Source organism: Streptomyces bikiniensis, from assembly GCF_000716625.1.
Taxonomy (GTDB): Bacteria; Actinomycetota; Actinomycetes; order Streptomycetales; family Streptomycetaceae; genus Streptomyces; species Streptomyces bikiniensis.
In genome coordinates this window covers 88,331-106,626 of sequence record NZ_JNXJ01000008.1, presented here as the reverse complement: position 1 = coordinate 106,626, position 18,296 = coordinate 88,331, and the positions used below count along the sequence as shown (strand labels likewise).

Sequence of the window (18,296 nt, the reverse complement as noted above, 5' to 3'; positions counted from 1 at the left end):
TCGGCCCGATGCTCCCGACCGGGACGGCGCTCGCCGCGACGGTTCCGTCCGCCACACCGTCGCCCGGGACACCGACGAACGCCACACCTGCGCCCGCAACGCCGACAACAGAACCCGCGCAGGATCTGACGGCGAAACCCGCGCATGACCCGGCGGACGAGCCGGCTCCGGAGCCGACGGACGAACCGACCCCGGACCCGACGGACGAACCGACGGACGACCCGACCCCGGACCCGACGGAGACCGTCGACCCCACGCCCACCCCCGAGCCCTGCGCGCCCCTCGCGCTCGCCCCGCTCGGCGACCCGGGCGACGCGGTCGGACGCGTCACGCTGCAGCCGAAGGTCGCCGCCTGCTTCACGGTCACCGTGGAGAAGCCGGGCCTGCACCGGCTGCTCGTCGCCGACCAGTACTCCTACCCGTCGCTGTACGCGGGCGAGGAGCACGTCGAGTGCGAGGACTCCAACTACCGTGACTCCTGGTGCGAGCTGGCCGCCGGCACGTACACGCTCAAGGTCGTCCACTACGACTGGGAGACCGTCGAGACCCGGGTCGCCCTCATCCCGCTGACGGCCGCCCCCGGCTGTCCGGACGTCGCCGGCACCGGCTACGACTCCGCCCCGACGACGGGCCGCGCCACCGACCGCCTGGGCGTCGTCTGCCACGCGTTCACCGCCGCCCCCGGTGACCGGATCACCGCCGACTTCCGGCTGGACGAGTACGGCGGCGCCCAGCACTGGATCACCGACGGCACCGGCAAGCGACTGTGCCCCTACCGGAACGAGGACGACAGCGACGGCTGTGTCCTGCCCGAGGGCACGGGCGGCTACCGCGTCCTCGCCGAGGTCCGGGAGGCCGAGCACGGTTTTCCCGCCGCGTACACCCTGAAGGTCCGGCGCCTGTCGCACCCGGCGGGCTGCGTGCCCGTCGCCGCCACCGCGTACGGCTCCGCCCCGGCCCAGGCCGCGCCGGGCACCGAGTGCAGGACGTTCACCCCGGCCGCGACCGGCCGCTACGACGTGCGGTCCGTCGACGCCGACGGCGCCGGTTCCGGCATCGAGGTGTACGCGGCGGACGGCTCCACCGTCTGCGCGTACGGCGAGGACTGCGCGCTCACCGCGGGCGTCCCGTACACCCTGCTCACCGGTTCCGCCGTCCGGATCCTGGACCGCGCCGCCACGCGGGGCTGCGAGGACGGCCTCGTGCTCGCGCGCGACCACCGGGGTACGTTCGCCGTCCCCGGCGAGGTCGACTGCCTGAACCTGCCGGTGCCGCAGGGCGCCCGCATCGCCGTCCTGACCGATCGCGCCGGTGACGTCACCGTCGTCGACGCGCAGGGCGCCGTCCTCTGTTCGGACGGCCTGACGGACGGCACCTGCGCCCTGGGCGGCACCGCCCCGTACCGCGCCCTCGTCACCGAGAGCGACCCCTACAGGGAGGGCGACGGCTACGGTCTCGTCGTCCACCGCACGGACCTGCCGAGCGCCTGCCGCACCTTCCTGCCCGGCGACTTCTCGGGCAAGCCGGTCCGGATGAGCGTCAAGAGCGGTGGGGGCGTCTTCGCGGACTGCCTGACCGTCCCGGCGGGCGGCCACTCCGCGCGCGAACTCGTGCAGATCCAGAAGGTGTCGGGCGCCTCGGCCGCCTCGGTCGGCGTCCTCGACGCGACCGGCAAGCAGGTCTGCTCGATCAGCTCCTCCTACAACACCTTCTCCACCTGCGCCCTGACGCCCGGCCTCGCGCACACGGTCCTCGTCCAGGGCCGCGACGTACCCGGCGAGTTCGCCCTGACCCGCCTGGACGTCACCGCCACCGCGCGCGGCTGCGTCCCGACCCCGGCCGTGCCCGTCGGCGGCCCGTCCACCGGCGGCGTCCCGGCCGCGCCCGGCACCTTCCTGTGTCACCGGGTGACCACGGCCGGCGCCGGGGACGCCCTGCACCTGAACGTCCGCGACGTGCGGAGCACCGCGCGGCTCCTGGCGTACGACGCGAGCGGCGACGTCGTCTGCGACTACTTCGCCGCGGGCTGCGCCGCCACCGGCTCCACCGCCTACCAGGTCCTCGTCCAGGTCCCGGACGGCAAGACCGCCGCGCCCGCCTACCGGCTCGACGCACTGCGGATCGGCACGGCGGCCGGGCCCGCACCCGAGTGCGTCCGGGTCCCGAACGTCAGCTACGGCTTCGGCCCGCTGACCGGCACCCTGTCCGAGCAGAGGACGGCGATCTGCGCGGTGCTGCCGACCGCGTCGGGCGACTACTTCGACGTGCGGTTCACGCCCGCGGGGACGTTCGAGCAGTCGCCGACGCCCTGGATGTACGACCGGGCCACCCTGAAGAGCAACTGCCACGGGTCGTACTCCAGCGAGGGCGAGAACTACCAGTGCTACCTGCCGGGCGCCTACCCGAAGGCGTCCCGGCCCAGCACGGTCGTGATCGGACTGCCGGAGCAGCCCGCCCGGGCCTCCACGGCCGTACGGGCGGACTTCCCCTGCACCTTCCACCTCTGCGGCCCCGACGAGCGGACCGTCGGCACGGTCGGCCCGGCCACGGTCGGCCGGGGCAGGGTCACGATGACCGTCACCGGAAGCGCGCTGCACGAGAGCGCCGCGGTCGAGCTGTCCTCCGGGGGCTTCCACGCCCGGTCGACGACCGTCTCGGTCGCTCCCGACCGGCGGAGCATGACGGTCGCCCTCGACCTGACGAACGCCCCGCTCGGCCCGCTGTCCGCGAGCGTGTTCGCGCACGGGATGCAGTACCTCAAGGGCTCGGTCACCGTCGTCGCCGCGCTCCGCGCCACCGCCACCCCCACCGTCACAGGCACCGCCGTCGTCGGCGGCAAGGTGACCGCGTCGGCCGGTTCCTGGTCGCCGTCCGGGGCCTCGTACGCCTACCAGTGGCGGGCGAACGGGGTCGCGATCGCCGGGGCCACCACCGCCGCGTACGTCCTGCCCGCGTCCCTCCAGGGCAAGCAGCTCTCCGTCGCCGTCACCGCCCGCGCGGCAGGGCAGCCGACGGTGACCGCCGTCAGCGCCGCCGCGGTGGTGAAGGGGATCGCGCCGAAGGCGACGAAGGCACCGGCCGTGTCCGGTGCCGTGCGGGTCGGGAGCAAGGTGGCGGCCGTCGTCGGCACCTGGTCGCCCGCGCCGACCTCGTACGCCTACCAGTGGCGGGCGAACGGGGTCGCGATCGCCGGGGCCACCGCCGCCGCGTACGTCCCGCCCGCCTCCGTCCTGGGGAAGAAGCTCACGGTCACGGTGACGGCGCACCGCACCGGGCACCTGAGCGGCGTGGCCACGTCGGCCGGGTACACCGTCGCCACCGGTCTCGCGCCGAAGGCGACCAGGGCCCCGTACCTCACGGGCACGGTGAAGGTGGGGCGGACGCTCACCCTGAACCGGGGGACGTGGACGCCGGCCCCTACCTCGTACGCCTACCAGTGGTACGCGAACGGGCGGGCGATCAGCGGGGCGACGAAGGGCACGTTCACGCCGTCGAAGGCCCAGCGCGGCCTGCGGATCACCGTCCGGGTGACGGCGCACCGGACCGGCCACGCCTCGGGCACCGCGTGGACCCCGGCCACGGGAGCGGTCGCGGCCTGAGCCCTTCGGGAGCGACGGGAAGCCCCGGAGCTCCCGGAGACGACGGGAAGCCCCCGGGGCGGCGGACGGACCGCCGCCCCGGGGGCTTCTCCGCGTACGGCCCCGGAGACGCGTCACGCCCCCGCCGCGAGCCCCTCCCCCGTCCGGGGCCGGCTGATGACCAGGGCCATCAGGGCCGCCGCCGCGCACAGCGCGCCCGAGGCGTACCAGACGACGTCGTAGGTGCCGAAGACGTCGCGGGCCAGGCCGCCCGCGAAGGCGACGACGGCCGCGCCGACCTGGTGGGAGGCGAGGACCCAGCCGAAGACGATCGCCGAGTCCGCGCCGAAGTGCTCGCGGCACAGGGCCATCGTGGGCGGGACGGTCGCCACCCAGTCCAGGCCGTAGAAGACGATGAAGAACAGCATGGGCGGGTGCACGGACGGCGCGAGCAGGAGCGGCAGGAAGCAGAGCGAGATCCCGCGCAGCGCGTAGTAGACCGCGAGGAGGCGGCGGGCGGAGAAGCGGTCCGTGAACCAGCCGGAGGCGACCGTCCCGACGACGTCGAAGACGCCGATGACGGCGAGCAGTCCGGCCGCGGCCGTGATCGGCATGCCGTGGTCGTGGGCGGCGGGCACGAAGTGGGTGCGGACCAGGCCGTTGGTGGAGGCGCCGCAGATCGCGAAGGAGCCGGCGAGGAGCCAGAAGGGGCCGGTGCGGGCCGTCTTGAACAGGACGGTGACGGCCCGGCGGGCGGCGCCCGTGACGGGGGCGGGCTTCGCCTCGTACTCCCCGCCGTACGGGGCGAGTCCGACGTCCGCCGGGTGGTCGCGGAGCAGCAGCCAGACGAACGGGACGACGGCGAGCGCGGAGAGGGCCACGGTCACGGAGGCGGGCCGCCAGCCGTGGTGCTCGACCAGCCAGGAGAGCAGCGGCAGGAAGATCAGCTGACCGGAGGCGCCGGCGGCGGTGAGGACCCCGGTCACCAGGCCGCGGCGGGCGGTGAACCAGCGGTTGGTGACGGTCGCGGCGAAGGCGAGGGCCATGGAACCGCTGCCGAGGCCGACGAGGATCCCCCAGTAGAGGACGAGCTGCCAGGGGGCGGTCATCCACACGGTGAGGAGCGCGCCGAGCGCGATGACGGAGAGGGCGACGGCGACGACCCGGCGGATGCCGAAACGGTCCATGAGCGCGGCGGCGAAGGGGGCGGTCAGGCCGTAGAGCGCGAGGTTCACCGAGACCGCGAACCCGATCGTGCCGCGCGACCAGTCGAGTTCGGCGTGCAGCGGCTCGATCAGGAGGCCGGGCAGGGAGGCGAAGGCCGCGGCGCCGATGATCGTGACGAAGGTGACCGCCGCGACGAACCAGGCGCGGTGGACGCGGGGGGTGCGGGCCGGCCCGTCCCCGGGGGTACGGGCGGGGGTCTCGGTTGTCTGAGCCATGCCACCGAGCATCCCGGCCGGCCCCGCCCCCGACCATTGGCCCGGACGACAGCTTTCCAACGGATCGGGCCACCCCGGCGGCCGGGGGCGGCTCGGTCGTGCGCACCGTCCGCCGGGGTCCGCGCCGCCCCCGCGCGCCTCACGCCCTCGGCAGCGTCCTGATCGGGCGTACGGCGAGGAGCGCGGCCACCACGAGGACGGCGATGCCCGCGCCCGCGAGGAGGACCCGTTCCGTGCCGACCGCCGCCGCGACCGGGCCCGAGAGGGTGCGGCCGACGCCCATCATCAGGAGCGATCCGGCCACGTCGTACGCGTGCATCCGGTTCAGGGCCTCCTGCGGGACGTGCGTCTGGACGGCGGTGGACCACATCACCAGCCAGTACGCGAAGGCCGCCCCGCCGATGAACTGGCCCGCGCCGAGCAGTTCCACGGGCGCGCCCAGGCCGAGCAGGGCGAGGTTCACGGGGAGGCCGAGGAGGGCGACCGCGCCCCACGCGAGGGGGCGGCCCGGGCGCAGCCGGAGGGCGAGCAGCCCGCCGGCCGCGCTCCCGGCCCCGTTGACGGCCATCAGGACGCCGTACGCGGCCGGGCCGTGGTCCCCGGTGACCAGGCTCGCGGTGAGCGGCACCATGGGCCCGGCGACCGTCAGGCCGTACACCGTCCAGATGGAGATGACCCCCCAGAGCCAGCTGCGGGAGCGGAACTCGCGCCAGCCGCCGACGAGTTCGGCGCGCAGGGAGTCGCGCTCCATCGTGTCGGAGGGGAGCGGGGCGAGCCGCATCAGGGCGAGGCAGAGGGCGCTGACCGCGAAGGTGGCGCCGTTGACGGCGAAGGCGGCGCCCGCGTTCCAGACGGCGACGAGCAGGCCCGCGGCGGCCGGGCCCGCCATGGTCGTCAGGGCCTCGGCGACCCGCAGGACGGCGTTGGCGCGCTGCACGTCGGGGGCGATGCGCGGGATCGTGGAGGCGACGCCCGGCTGGAAGAGGGCGGCGCCGACGCCGCCGGTGACGGAGAGGACGTACACCACCCACAGGGGTGGACTGCCGAGCGCGAAGGCGACGGCGAGGACGGCGGCGCCGGGCAGCCGCAGCAGGTCCGCGAGGACCATCATGCGCCGGGCGGTGAACCGGTCGGCGAGGACGCCGCCGAAGAGCACGAAGAGCGCGAAGGCGGCCGTCCAGCTCCCGAGCGCGTAGCCGACGGCGGAGCCGGGGTGGCCGGCGCCGAGGAGTCCGGCGGCGTAGGCGACGGGGACCGTGCCCTCGCCGAAGACGGCGGCCCCCCGGGCGACGAAGAAGAGCCGGAAGTTACGGTTCCAGAGGGCGGGCGGCCGGTCCGGGAGGGGAATCCGTTCGAGGGCTTCGGGCTTGTACGTGTTGTCCTCGTACGTGCCGTCCTCGTGCGCGGGGATGCGCGCGCTGTCGTACGTGTTGTCCGTCACGGTCCAGAACAGCTACCGGAAACTGGTCTGGACCACCACCGGTTTTCACCGCCACCGCCACCGCCACCGTCCTCCGGAAGGAGACCGCCCGTGTCGTCGTCGCCACCGTCGCCGCACCGCGTCGCCGTCCTCGCCCTGCCCGGCCTCCTCCCCTTCGAACTGGGCATCCCGCACCGCATCTTCGGCGGCGCCCGGGACTCCGCGGGGCGGCGGCTGTACGAGATCACCACCTGCGCGACGGCCCCGGGCCCGATCCGCACCGACGCCGACTTCGCCGTCCAGGTGGAGCACGGCCCGGAGGCCCTCGCCGCCGCCGACACGGTCGTGGTGCCCGCCTCGTACGAGCTGGGGCCGGTCTACGAGGAGGGCAGGCTGCCCGCCGAACTGGCCGCCGCCCTCGCGCACATCCGGCCCGGCACCCGGCTGGTCTCGATCTGCACCGGCGGGTACGTGCTCGCCGCCGCGGGCTTCCTCGACGGGCGCCCGGCCACCACCCACTGGTCCGCCGCCGAGCACTTCCAGCGCCTCTTCCCGAAGGTGCGGGTCGACGCGGACGTCCTCTTCGTGGACGACGGCGACGTGCTGACCTCGGCGGGCGTGGCCGCCGGGATCGACCTGTGCCTGCACCTGGTGCGCCGCGACCACGGGACGGGCGTCGCCAACGAGGTGGCCCGCAGGACGGTCGTGCCGCCGCACCGGGACGGCGGTCAGGCCCAGTACGTCGCGCGGCCCCTGCCGCAGGCCGGGACGCACACCACGACCACGGCCCGCGCCTGGGCGCTGGCCCACCTCCACGAGCCGATCCAGCTGCGGGACCTGGCGGAGAAGGAGGCGATGAGCGTACGGATGTTCACCCGCCGGTTCCGCGACGAGGTGGGCATCAGCCCCGGCCAGTGGCTCGTCCAGCAGCGCGTCGAACGCGCCCGGCACCTCCTGGAGTCCACCGACCTGCCCGTCGACCGGGTCGCGCGGGACGCCGGCTTCGGCACGGCCCAGTCGCTGCGGACGCATCTGATGAGCGCGATCGGGGTGACCCCGACCTCGTACCGGCGCACGTTCCGCGTGACGGGGACGGAGACCGTGTCCGGGGGCTGAACGCACGCGCGCCGAGAGGTCCGGCGCCCGGGCGGCGGCGCGCTCGCGCGCGCCCCGAGCACGGCACGGACCCGCCGCCGCCCGGCCGCGACCCGCACACGCCGAGGGCCCGTACGGCCCTCGGCTCCCCTCGCCGCGAATCGCTCACCCCAGGGTGGGCAAAACGGAACGAACCGTCAACAGGGCACCCGTCCGGGCGCCACCGGGGCACCGGGCGCCACAGGGCCCCGGCGCAACGGCGGTCCCCGGAGTCACCCGACCCCTGAAGTCACCGCAGCGCCCGGAGCCACCACGGGCGCGGGAGCGGCCGGAGCCGCCCGGTCCACCTCGCACCAGATGCTCTTGCCGGAGCCCTCGGGCTGCCAGCCCCACCGGTCCGCGAGGCCGTCCACCAGCTCCAGGCCGCGTCCGTTGGTGTCGTCGCCGTGTGCGCGCCGGGGCCTCGGCGGGCAGTCGCTCGCGTCGGCCACCTCGACCCGCACCCCGCCCTCCGCCGCGAAGAGCATCCGCAGCACGGCCGGACAGCCCGTGTGCACCACGGCGTTCGTCACGAGCTCGGAGATGATCAGCACCAGCGTCTCGGCCAGCGGCTCGTCCTCCCGTATGCCCGAACCGGCGAGCCGCGACCGGGCCCACCTCCGGGCGCGCCCCACCTCGGCCGGGTCCGGCCCGACCTCCAACTGAACCTGAAGCACCTGCACCGTTCACACCACCCGAACCGGCGGACACATCGCCTCGCGCCTCACAGCCGTCGACGTCCTTACGGAACGTGATTCCCTTGCGAGACAGCATGGTTGACGTACAGTCACCGCAACAAGCGCTTCGGGCATATTCCAGCGCGAAGGAGTACGCATGGTCCATACTGTGCGACGCACGCTGCGGGGAGTCGAACAGGAGCGCGCGGGGCGCCTCCCGGGGGCGCGAGCGGGGCGCATTCCGGGACACGGAGCCACCACAGGGGCGACACCGGGACGATCCGGGTCAACGTGCACTCGCATCCCACGGAGAGTACCGGAGCCGGAGGCCGACTCCGGGCCGTGACGGCCCCGCCGCGGGACACGACCCGGTATCGACGTTCCGTCACGCTCCCGGAGGAGCGGGCCCTCAGGAGGCGCGGTGGCCGTCGCCCTGCGCGGGGTGCGGCGCGGAGTGCGAGGAACGCTGCCCGGGGACGAGACCGACCGGGGCGGAGAGCTGGAGGGTCTCGGGGTCCGGATGCCCGGCGTAGGCGGCGGGAGCGGCGGAGGCTCTGGCAGAGGCAGAGGCCGCAGGAGCGGCGGAGGCCGCGGGAGCCGTGCCCGGGACCGCCGGTTCCGGCCGGCTCCCGTCCCACCGGCCGCGCAGGCCGCCCGGCCGCGTCTCGCGGCGGACGTCCTGGACCGCCCGCTTGAGTCCGTTGCGCATCCACTTGCCCAGCGGCCGTTCGACGAGCCGGTGGATGAGCCAGGCCGCGACCATCATGCCGACGGTCACCAGGAGGACCAGGGGGGCGGCGGGGATCCGGTCGCGCAGCTTGTAGATGAGCGTCATGCCGATGTGCATGTGGATGAGGTACAGCGGATACGTGATGGCCCCGGCGTGGGTGAGCCACTTCCACTGGATGCGGTCGAACGCGCCGAGGGCGATCGCCCCGACGACCGCGAAGCCGGCGACGATGATCAGGCGGGCGGGCCAGGTGGGCAGCGCCGCGGCCAGCTCCTTGCCGAGGCTGACCTCCATGCGGTAGTCCACGTAGCGCTGGGACAGGAGCAGTTGGAAGCCGACGATCGTCCAGAGCACGGCGTTGGGCCGGTAGCGGCGCATGAGGTAGAAGGCGATGCCGGCGATGAAGAACGGCGCGTAGATCGGCATGGCGAACTGCGTCAGGAGCGTGCTGCCCATGACCGGCGCCAGCGCGGCGGCGGCGGTCCACACGCCGCAGAACACCAGGCAGGTGCGGTACGTGACCCCGAAGAAGACCACCACGGCCATCAGCAGGTAGAACTTCAGCTCGACGAAGAGGGTCCAGTAGACCTGGTCGACCGGCTGCGTGTTGTTCCCGGCCTGGAGCATCGTGAGGTTGGTGATCACCGAACCCCAGCCCTCGATCTCGCTGATGACCGGCCACATCTTCACGACGAGCGCGGTCAGCAGGACCCCCACCCAGTACGCGGGGAAGAGCCGCGTCAGGCGGGATATCGCGAAGTCGCCCAGGGTGCGCCCCCACACGCTCATGCAGATGACGAAGCCGCTGATGAGGAAGAAGACCTCGACGCCGAGCCATCCGAAACGGGCGAACTGGTGCGCCGTGGGGAAGATCGTCACCGTGGAATGGCCCCACGGGGCGGCGAGGGCGACGTAGTGGTAGAAGACCACCATCAAGGCGACGACCAGACGCAGTCCGTCCAGTGCGTACAGCCTGTTCTCCCGGCCGGAAGCGGCCATTCCTACAACCTCCAGTGCCCCCGGTCGGGAGCGGTGACGGTATGCCGCCCACCAGGGCTCCACGGAGGGCCCCGGGGCGCACGGAAGCCACGGGGGCATTTTCATGCGAAAGGAGTTGAGCAAGATCCCTTCGAATATGGGCGATCCAGAAGGAAGATCAATCCAATCTGTCAAAAAGTAGAACATAGGAGTCGCCTGTGAGACTCCTATGGTTAGCAGTTCGTTACGGTCCAGTAGGACGGGGCGGTCCCTCTACCACTTGAGCCTCCGTCAAGGGCGCACTTGCCGCAAACAGGGGTGCGCCGTCGGGACGGCGCATTACTTTGGAGGAGAACCGGAAGGTCGGCACGGGTGGAGGGTCGGATGGCGAAGGACACACCACCGCGCTGGGACCGCAGGATGCAGCAGCGGCTGGCGCGCGGGGAGGCCGCTGCCCTCGGGGAGCTGTACGACCGGTTCGCCTCGCTGGTGCACAGCCTGGCGCACCGGGTCCTCGACGACGACGCGGCGGCCGACCAGATCACCCGCGAGGTCTTCGGCTACATCTGGGAGAACCCCGACGCGTACGACCCCCGGCAGGGGAACATGCGCGCGTGGGTGGCCCGGCTCACCCAGCGGCAGGCCGTGCACCGGCTGCGGCTCGCGGAGGCGACGGCGTACGCGGAGACGGGCGTCGGCTCCGCCGAGGAGCTGGAGCAGAAGGTGCGCCGGGCCTCGGTCGCGGCCCGCGCCGACTACATCGTGACGTCGATGCCCGCGCCGCTGCGGGCCGCGCTCGAACTCGCCTACTTCCAGCGGCGGGACTACCGCCAGACCGCCGCCGACCTCGGGGTCACCGAGGACGAGGCGCGCCGGCGGCTCCGGCTCGGCCTCCAGCTGCTCTCCACGGCGCACACCCGGCCGTTCGAAGGGACCTCCCCGCCCGGCCACGGACGGACGCCGTGACCCCGGCGGACGACGGCGCGGACGGCGTCGCGCGCGTTCCCCGCATACCGGGCCCCCGCCGGTCGGCGGACGACCACGCGGACCTGACGGGAAGGACCCCGGAGGAGAGGGAACCGGAGGAACCGGTGGAGGAGCCGGACGTGCCCGTCCTCAGCCACGGAGTGCTCAAGTCCCTGCTCGGGGCCTGGGCGCTCTCGGCGTGCTCCGCCGGGGAGACCGCGGCCGTCGAGGCGCACCTCACCGAGTGCGGCCCGTGCGCCGACGAGGCGCTGCGGCTGCGCGACGCCGTCGCCCTGCTCCACCGGGACCGCGACCTGGACCTCGACCCGCTGCTGCGCTCCCGCGTCCTGGAGAACTGCCTGGGCCGCCGCCCCGCCCGCATCCCGATCCCCGGCTGGGTCACGCCGTACGACGCGGAGACCGCCCGGCTCGACGCGCTGCTGCGGGACATCGGCGAGTCCGAGTGGCACGCGCCGGTGCGGCTCAAGTGGTACGAGGAGGACCGGCCGGTGCGGCGCAAGGCGACCGTCGCCGGGGTCATCGGCCACCTCTTCGCCGTGGACGGCCTGGTGGCCGGGGCCCTCGGGCTCGACGACCCGCTGGGCGCCGGCACGCCCGAGCTGTCGCCGTCCGAGCGGACCGAGGCGTTCTGGTCGGGCCTGGAGCGGCCGCCGGGCCGGGCCCTGCGGGAGCCCTGGCGGGACCAGAGCCACGCCCTCATCCGTACGGTCTCCTTCGCCGGGCGCGGAGTGGCCGACCTCACGGTCACCTACAAGGACTTCGCGCTGCCGCTGCGGGACTCGCTCCTGGAGCGGGCCTTCGAGTGCTGGCTGCACGCGGACGACATCGCGCACGCGGTGGCGTACCCGTACGACCCGCCCTGCGGCGCCCATCTGCACGAGATGATCGACCTGGCGCCGCGGCTGCTTCCGGCGGCCCTGGCCGGCCGCCGCCGCAGCGGTCTCGCCGCGCCCGCCCGGCAGCTGGTCGCGGCGGGCGCGCCGGGCCGCTCGCTGCACCTGGAGGTGGAGGGCGCGGGCGGCGGCCACTGGTACATCGCGCTCGACTCCCCGGCCGCGGTCGGCGACCCGGACCAGGCGGTGGCGCAGGTCGCGATGGAGGGCGTCGAGTTCTGCCAGCTCGTGGCGGGCCGCGTCTCCCCGGAGGAAGCGGCGGCGGGCCAGGACGGCGACCGCGAGGCGATCCGCGACGTCCTGGCCGCGGCGGCGTCCCTCAGCCGCCTGTGAAGATCTAGGCGAAGACGACCGTGCGGCTGCCGTTGAGCAGGATGCGGTGCTCCGCGTGCCACTTGACCGCGCGGGCGAGGGCCTGGCACTCGACGTCGCGGCCGATCGCGACGAGCTGGTCCGGGGTCACCTCGTGGCCGACGCGCTCGACCTCCTGCTCGATGATCGGGCCCTCGTCGAGGTCCGCCGTCACGTAGTGGGCGGTCGCGCCGATCAGCTTCACGCCCCGGGCGTGCGCCTGGTGGTAGGGCTTGGCGCCCTTGAAGCTCGGCAGGAAGGAGTGGTGGATGTTGATGATCCGGCCGGAGAGCTGCTTGCAGAGGTCGTCGGAGAGGACCTGCATGTAGCGGGCGAGGACGACCAGCTCGACGTCCTCCTCGCGGACGAGGTCGAGCAGCCTGCCCTCGGCCTCCGCCTTGGTGTCCTTGGTGACGGGGATGTGCCGGAACGGGACCCCGTACGAGCCGACCAGCTCCTCGAAGTCCGTGTGGTTGGAGACGACGGCCACGATCTCCACCGGCAGCGCCCCGATCCGGGAGCGGAACAGCAGGTCGTTCAGGCAGTGCCCGAACTTCGACACCATGAGCACGACCCGCATGCGCTGGTCGGCCCGGTCGATCCGCCACTCCATGCCGAAGGCGTCGCCGACCGCCGCGAAGCTGGCCCGCAGCTTCTCCACGTCCACGGGCGCCTCGGCCGAGAAGTGGACCCGCATGAAGAAGAGCCCGGTGTCCCGGTCCCCGAACTGCTGGCTGTCCTCGATGTTGCACCCCGTGATGAAGAGGTAGCTCGACACGGCGTGCACGATGCCCTGCTTGTCGGGGCACGAGAGGGTGAGGACGTACTGGTCGGTCATCCCGTCAGCCTGCCACACCCGGCCGGGTGCGAGGCGCACCGTCCGGCAGGCGGAACGGTTCAGGACCGCGTCATGATACGGAGCAGGTCGAGGGAGCGCGGGGGCGCGTCGGGGTCCTCTCCGTCGGCGAGCGCGAGGCGCACGTGGGCCTCGCGGGCGGCCCGTACGGCCTCCGGCCAGCCCTGGTGCTCCAGGTAGGCGGAGACGGGCGCGTCGGGTCCGACCTGGTGCAGGATGCGCAGCACCCGCAGGACGGCGACGTCGACGAGGGCGGCCTCGCCGGAGTCCCGGAAGATCGCGCCGACGTACTTCTCGGCGGACCAGTTGTCGAGCCAGGTGTCCTCGACCAGGCGGTAGACGGCGTCGGTGACGTCGCCGTACCCCTCCCGGCCGGCCAGCCAGGTCGTCTCGTGGAACACGGGGTCCGAGAGCATGTGCAGCGCCGAGCGCACGTTGCTGCGCCAGCGCCACCACGGCATGTCGTTGAGCGGCATGCCGCCCATGGTGGAGGAGCGACGGCCGCGACGGGAAGGGTTCCCGGGACCGGAGACCGGACCGGGGGACGGATCGGGGGCCGGACCGGAGGCCCGGCCGGTGTGCGGACCGGGGCCCGGGCCGGTGGCGGGGTCGATGGCGGGACTGGACACGTTTCGATCGTACGTTCCCCTGTCCGGCAAGCGGACCCACCCCCGCCCGACCCCCGCAATTCACCGTCCCGTCACCCACCGTCGACCCGCGCTCACTCCCGCGTTACCCCTGGGGAGGAAATGTGCGTGTCCATGACCGGCAGGCGACTGACCCCACTCCTCGCGTACGTCACGGCCACGGCGGCCGGAGCGTCGCTGCTCACCGGATGCGGCGTGCTCCCCGGCTCCGCCGGGGACTCCCGGGAGCCCCTCACCGTGATGACCTGGGCCCCCGACCGGACCAAGGCCACCAACATGCCCGGCATGCCCGCCATGGCGCAGGCCTTCGCCCGCTGGGTGAACTCCTCGGGCGGCATCGACGGCCACGAACTGCGCGTCCTCACCTGCAACGAGCGCAACACCTCCGAGGGCGCCGCCGACTGCGCCCGCCAGGCGATCGACCAGAAGGCGGTCGCCGTCGTCGGCTCGTACAGCCAGCACGGGCGCGACTTCATGAACGCCCTCGAAGCGGCCGGCATCCCGTACATCGGCGGTTACGGCGTCACCGACGACGAGTTCACCAGCCCGCTCTCGTACCCCGTCAACGGCGGACAGGCCTCCCTCGTCGCCGGGCACGGCATGCAGCTCGCCAGCGTCTGCGAGAAGGTCGCCCTCGTCCGGCCCGACACCGTCGGCGGGGACCGGCTGCCCGCCCTGCTCGACTCCGGCCTGCGCCGGGCGAAGCACGGCGGCGCCCTCGACATCCCGGCCGCCGAGGACGCCGGCGAGTACACCCGGCAGGCGGGCAGGGCCAGGTCCGGGGCGAAGGGCGCGGGCGGCTGCGTGACCGCCGTGCTCGGCGAGCGCACCCAGATCTTCTTCGACTCCTTCCGCCGGCTGCCGGAGGAGAAGCGGCGCGGCGGGCGGGACGGCAAGGGCGGGCACGTCCGCATCTCCTCGATCCTCGGCAGCGTCGACCAGCCCGTGATCGACCGCACCGGCGGCTCCCACAGCCCCTTCGAGGGGGCGTTCGTCACCGGCTGGTACCCGGAGGCGGGCGACAAGAGCTGGGCGCCGATGCGCAAGGTCGTCCAGGAGCACGCGTTCGTCGACAACCGGGTCGACCCGGCCGACACGGGCGTCCAGACCACCTGGATCGCCTACACGGTCCTCAAGCAGGTCGTGGAGTCCCTGGACCGGGACCGGATCACGGCCACGGAGATCGCCCACGCCCTCGACCGGGGCGAGCGGATCGACACCGGCGGCCTCACCCCGGCCCTGCGCTGGAAGTACGCGGACCTGCTCGGCGCCTCCGGCTTCCCCCGGATCGTCAACCACCAGGTGACCTTCCAAGTGGTGCGCCAGGGACAGCTGGTGGCGCAGAAGCCCGGCTTCGTCGACGTCGGCGAGACGCTCCTCGCCGTGACCTGACCCCCTGGGGGGCGGGTCCGGCCGCTCAGAGCTGGTGGTAGGCGCGCCTCTCCAGTCCGTACTTCTCGGCGGTCGGGTTCCACAGCCCGGCCGCCTTCTTCTTGGCCCGGGTGGCGTCCCCGCTGTCCTTCTCCGCCGCGCCCAGGTTGTCCGTCCTGCGGGCCTTGCCGCCCTTGCAGCCGTCCTTCGCCTTCACCTGCTCGGCCCAGGCCGCGTAGTGGTCGTCGGCGGACGCGGAGGCCTTCCAGGCCTCGACGAGCGCGGCGGTCAGCCGGGCGTTGTCCGGGACCTTGTCGACCGACAGGGACTGGAGCCTGGTGATCAGGCCCCGGCGCTGCTCGGCGGCGCCCCGCAGGTCCGCGGCGGCCTTGTCCAGGTTCTTGCACCGGTTGATGGAAGCGACCGAGTTGATCACGGTGTCCCGGCTGTCGCTGCTGGTCGCGAGGAGCTTGCCCAGTTCCCGCGCCTGCGCCTCCGCCGGATCGGCCGCCTGCTCCGCCGGCTGCTCGGCGGGCGGCGCGGAGGAGGTCGCCGCCACGGTCGAACCGCTCTTCTCGGGTCCCTGCTTGTCGTCCTCGCCGCCGCTGAGCAGGGCCCCGGCGCCGAGGCCGACGGCCGCGCAGCCGACGACGACGACGGCGATCAGGGCGACCGGCGACTTGCGGCGCGGCGCGGGCTCGTCGTCGTAGTAGGCGTCCTGGTGGCCGTACCCCTGCTGCGGGGGCTGCGGCGGCTGCTGCTGGTACGGGGCGGGGGCCGGCGGCGGAGGCCGGTAGCCCTGCGAGGGCTGGGGCTGCTGCGGGGCCCGGGGCGCCTCCGTGCGGAAGAGGCTGTCGAACTCGGCGGGCGGCTGCCGCTCGCCGGACGCGGCCGGGGGTACGGGGGCGCCCGGGGGGACGGGGGCGATGTACTGGGTCGCGTCGGAGGCCCCGGCCTGGCCGGGTCCGCCCTGGCCGGGTCCGCCCTGGTGCGCCAGTGGTCCCGTGCCCAGGAACTGGGTCGAGTCCCCGCCGCCCCGCTGCGGCGGCACCGGCGCGATGTGCTGGGTGGCCTGCAGGTCGGCGGCGGCCGGGTGCGGGTAGCCGTAGCCCGGCTGGGAGGTCTGCGCCTGGGCCGGCGGATAGCCGTAGCCCGGCTGCGGGGCCTGCGCCGGCGGCATCGCGCCCGGCACCGGGGCGATGTGCCGGGTCGCCTGGAGGTCGGCGGCGGGCCCCGGGCCCGGGTAGCCGTAGCCGGGCTGCGGGGGTATCGGCGGCAGGTACTGCGTGGACTGCAGGTCGGCGGCGCCCGGTGCCGCCTCCGGGGGCAGCGGCTGCGCGGGCGGCAGCGGCTGTCCGCCCGGCTGACCGCCGGCGGGGGCCCAGCCGCCGTCCCACGGCCGCGCTCCCCCGTGGGCACCGTCGTGCGCGGGGGGCACCGCCGGGTACTGCGGCTCCGGACCCTGTCCGTTCTGCGTCACCGGGACTCCTACTGATGGACCTACGGAATCGTCGGTTCACGCTACCGGCTGGGCCCGGGGGTCCGCACACACGTGTGAGACCGGTTACAGAACTGATTCACGCGCCCGGTCCGTACCGCTCCCCCGGGGCGGGCTCAGACCGCGTACAGCTCCATCCGCACCCCGAACTCCCGTACCGCCGCCTCCCCCGAGAACGGTTCCAGGCGGTCCCTCAGGTCGTCCAGGTACTCCATGCCGCGCGACGAGCGGAGCGTGCCCAGGAGTTCGAGCGCCCGGGCGCCCGTGCGGCAGGCCTGCTCCACCTCGCGCTGCTGGATCTGCGCCGCCGCGAGCAGGGCGAGGCCGATCGCCCGCCGCCGCGCCCGCGTCTCCGGGTGCCCGGCGACCGACTCCTCCGCCGCCCGCGCCGCCGCCTCCGCGCGGCCCAGGTCCCGGTAGCAGTGGGCCAGTTCGTCCGCCAGGTACGCGTGGTCGAAGTGGGTGATCCACACGGGCTCGTCGCCCGCCTCCGGATCGGCCCGCTCCAGGGCCCGCACGGCGCCGCCCGCCGCCTCCTCGAAAGCCCGGACGTCGCCCATCAGGGCGTGCCCGCGCGCCTCGGCCGCCAGGAACATCGACTCCGCCCGGGGCGGCACCTTCCCGCGCGCCCCCTCCTGCGCCGCCCGCGCCAACTGGGCGATCTCCCGCGGGTTTCCGAGCTGCGCGGCGAGATGGCTCATCGAGGCGGCGAGCACGTAGCCGCCGTAGCCCCGGTCCCCGGCCGCCTGCGCGAGCCGCAGCGCCTGGATGTAGTACCGCTGGGCCAGGCCCGGTTCGCCGGTGTCCACCGCCATGTACCCGGCCAGCTCGGTCAGCCGGGCGGCCGCCGCGAAGAGCTGTCTGCCCACCGCCTCCCGGTACGAGCCGGACAGCATCCCCGACACCACGCTGTCCAGGTAGTGCACCACCACCGGGCGCACGTGCCCGCTGCCGAACCGCCGGTCGAGGTCGACCAGCGCGGCCGTCGTCTCCCGTACGGCCGCCACGTCCGCGACCCCGACGCGGGCCCCCGCCGTCCGGGCCACGTGCGCGTCCGGCACCGTGATCAGCCAGTCCCGGCTGGGCTCGACCAGGGCGGAGGCCGCCACCGTGGACCCGGCCAGGAACTCCCGGTGCCCCACGTCGCTGCGCCACAGCTCGCAGACCTGCTCGATGGCCCCGGGCACGGTCGGCGCGAACTGGAGTCCCACCCCGGCGGCGAGGTTCCGGCCGTTGGCCATGCCGACCTCGTCGATGGTGACCGTGCGGCCCAGCTTGCGGCTCAGCGCCTCCGCGATGATCCCGGGCGCCCGGCCGCGCGGCTGCTGCCCGCGCAGCCAGCGCGCCACGGACGTCTTGTCGTACCGCAGGTCGAGGCCGCGCTCCGCGCCGACCGTGTTGACCCTGCGGGCGAGGCCGGCGTTGGAGCAGGCCGCCTCCTGGATGAGCGCCTGGAGCCGTTCGTTGACCTGACGCGGGACGAGTGGCCTGGCTGCCATGTGGTACCCCCTGGAACCGTGCGGGTGATCGTCGGAGAAGGGATCACTGCCCGGTGAATATCCGGTCAATGCCGATGCGAACACGCGAAACCGGACACGTCGGCCGCGAGTCCTCGCCGGCGCCCCCACCTGTGGGTACCCGCCCCCGCGCCCCGGCCCTCCGCGCGCCCCCGTCCGTGCACCGGTGCGCCCCGCGTGCGGAATCGTTGCGCCACCCCGCTTCTCCGCGCCGCCC

At 74.1% G+C, this 18,296-nt stretch carries 13 protein-coding genes; 5 read left to right on the top strand and 8 right to left on the bottom strand.

Annotation, left to right across the window (positions count from 1 at the left end; genetic code table 11):
• Positions 1 to 8: 8 nt before the first annotated feature.
• Positions 9 to 3,599 carry a hypothetical protein gene (locus OO47_RS37685; RefSeq protein WP_106969360.1) on the top strand — a complete coding sequence of 1,197 codons (3,591 nt, stop codon included), beginning with the start codon at positions 9 to 11 and terminating at the stop codon, positions 3,597 to 3,599.
• A 113-nt stretch (positions 3,600 to 3,712) separates the two neighbouring features.
• On the opposite strand, the gene OO47_RS07930 is transcribed toward OO47_RS37685, so the two are convergent.
• On the bottom strand, positions 3,713 to 5,020 hold the full coding sequence (locus tag OO47_RS07930; RefSeq protein WP_051715536.1) for an MFS transporter: 1,308 nt from the start codon (positions 5,018 to 5,020) through the stop codon (positions 3,713 to 3,715).
• Positions 5,021 to 5,159: 139 nt separating this feature from the next.
• Positions 5,160 to 6,368: an MFS transporter gene (locus OO47_RS07925; protein WP_051715569.1), complete on the bottom strand. Its 1,209-nt coding sequence runs from the start codon at positions 6,366 to 6,368 to the stop codon at positions 5,160 to 5,162.
• 183 nt (positions 6,369 to 6,551) lie between these two features.
• On the opposite strand from OO47_RS07925, the gene OO47_RS07920 reads away from it, so the two are divergent.
• On the top strand, positions 6,552 to 7,556 hold the full coding sequence (locus OO47_RS07920) for a GlxA family transcriptional regulator (RefSeq protein WP_030208735.1): 1,005 nt from the start codon (positions 6,552 to 6,554) through the stop codon (positions 7,554 to 7,556).
• Positions 7,557 to 7,807: 251 nt separating this feature from the next.
• On the opposite strand, the gene OO47_RS07915 is transcribed toward OO47_RS07920, so the two are convergent.
• Complete coding sequence (locus OO47_RS07915) at positions 7,808 to 8,257, bottom strand: ATP-binding protein (RefSeq protein WP_030208732.1); 450 nt, start codon at positions 8,255 to 8,257, stop codon at positions 7,808 to 7,810.
• A gap of 403 nt (positions 8,258 to 8,660) precedes the next feature.
• Complete coding sequence (locus OO47_RS07910; protein ID WP_078489527.1) at positions 8,661 to 9,980, bottom strand: acyltransferase family protein; 1,320 nt, start codon at positions 9,978 to 9,980, stop codon at positions 8,661 to 8,663.
• 363 nt (positions 9,981 to 10,343) lie between these two features.
• Here OO47_RS07910 and OO47_RS07905 point away from each other — a divergent pair, with 363 nt between their 5' ends.
• Positions 10,344 to 10,925, top strand: a complete 582-nt coding sequence (locus OO47_RS07905; RefSeq protein WP_030208724.1) for a sigma-70 family RNA polymerase sigma factor — start codon at positions 10,344 to 10,346, stop codon at positions 10,923 to 10,925.
• On the top strand, positions 10,922 to 12,172 hold the full coding sequence (locus OO47_RS07900; protein WP_033208404.1) for a maleylpyruvate isomerase N-terminal domain-containing protein: 1,251 nt from the start codon (positions 10,922 to 10,924) through the stop codon (positions 12,170 to 12,172). Before OO47_RS07905 ends, OO47_RS07900 begins: the two co-directional genes overlap by 4 nt.
• Positions 12,173 to 12,176: 4 nt before the next feature.
• Here OO47_RS07900 and purU read toward each other — a convergent pair whose 3' ends face one another.
• Both purU and OO47_RS07890 read right to left on the bottom strand, forming a co-directional pair.
• On the bottom strand, positions 12,177 to 13,028 hold the full coding sequence (purU, locus tag OO47_RS07895; protein ID WP_030208722.1) for a formyltetrahydrofolate deformylase: 852 nt from the start codon (positions 13,026 to 13,028) through the stop codon (positions 12,177 to 12,179).
• 59 nt (positions 13,029 to 13,087) lie between these two features.
• Entirely contained in the window at positions 13,088 to 13,531 is a 444-nt protein-coding gene (locus OO47_RS07890; RefSeq protein WP_030208720.1) for an SCO4402 family protein, read from the bottom strand.
• Between the two features lie 276 nt (positions 13,532 to 13,807).
• Between OO47_RS07890 and OO47_RS07885 the strand changes: the two genes are divergently transcribed.
• The gene (locus tag OO47_RS07885; RefSeq protein WP_234323104.1) at positions 13,808 to 15,085 is read left to right on the top strand and encodes an ABC transporter substrate-binding protein; all 1,278 of its coding nucleotides are present in this window, start codon (positions 13,808 to 13,810) and stop codon (positions 15,083 to 15,085) included.
• Between the two features lie 25 nt (positions 15,086 to 15,110).
• Here the strand turns inward: OO47_RS07885 and OO47_RS07880 are convergent, their stop codons facing one another.
• Both OO47_RS07880 and OO47_RS07875 read right to left on the bottom strand, forming a co-directional pair.
• Positions 15,111 to 16,544 (bottom strand): hypothetical protein, encoded by a 1,434-nt coding sequence (locus OO47_RS07880; protein ID WP_030208716.1) that lies wholly within the window; start codon positions 16,542 to 16,544, stop codon positions 15,111 to 15,113.
• A 134-nt stretch (positions 16,545 to 16,678) separates the two neighbouring features.
• Positions 16,679 to 18,061, bottom strand: coding sequence for a hypothetical protein (locus OO47_RS07875; RefSeq protein ID WP_030208713.1), 1,383 nt, complete (start codon positions 18,059 to 18,061; stop codon positions 16,679 to 16,681).
• Between the last annotated feature and the right edge of the window lie 235 nt (positions 18,062 to 18,296).

What these genes read in the sequence shown, in the direction of transcription:
- OO47_RS37685 (WP_106969360.1), top strand. Translation starts at nt 9, where the DNA reads ATGCTCCCGACCGGGACGGCGCTCGCCGCGACGGTTCCGTCCGCCACA.
- OO47_RS07930 (WP_051715536.1), bottom strand. Translation starts at nt 5,020, where the DNA reads ATGGCTCAGACAACCGAGACCCCCGCCCGTACCCCCGGGGACGGGCCG.
- OO47_RS07910 (WP_078489527.1), bottom strand. Translation starts at nt 9,980, where the DNA reads ATGGCCGCTTCCGGCCGGGAGAACAGGCTGTACGCACTGGACGGACTG.
- OO47_RS07905 (WP_030208724.1), top strand. Translation starts at nt 10,344, where the DNA reads ATGGCGAAGGACACACCACCGCGCTGGGACCGCAGGATGCAGCAGCGG.
- purU (WP_030208722.1), bottom strand. Translation starts at nt 13,028, where the DNA reads ATGACCGACCAGTACGTCCTCACCCTCTCGTGCCCCGACAAGCAGGGC.
- OO47_RS07890 (WP_030208720.1), bottom strand. Translation starts at nt 13,531, where the DNA reads ATGGGCGGCATGCCGCTCAACGACATGCCGTGGTGGCGCTGGCGCAGC.
- OO47_RS07885 (WP_234323104.1), top strand. Translation starts at nt 13,808, where the DNA reads ATGACCGGCAGGCGACTGACCCCACTCCTCGCGTACGTCACGGCCACG.
- OO47_RS07875 (WP_030208713.1), bottom strand. Translation starts at nt 18,061, where the DNA reads ATGGCAGCCAGGCCACTCGTCCCGCGTCAGGTCAACGAACGGCTCCAG.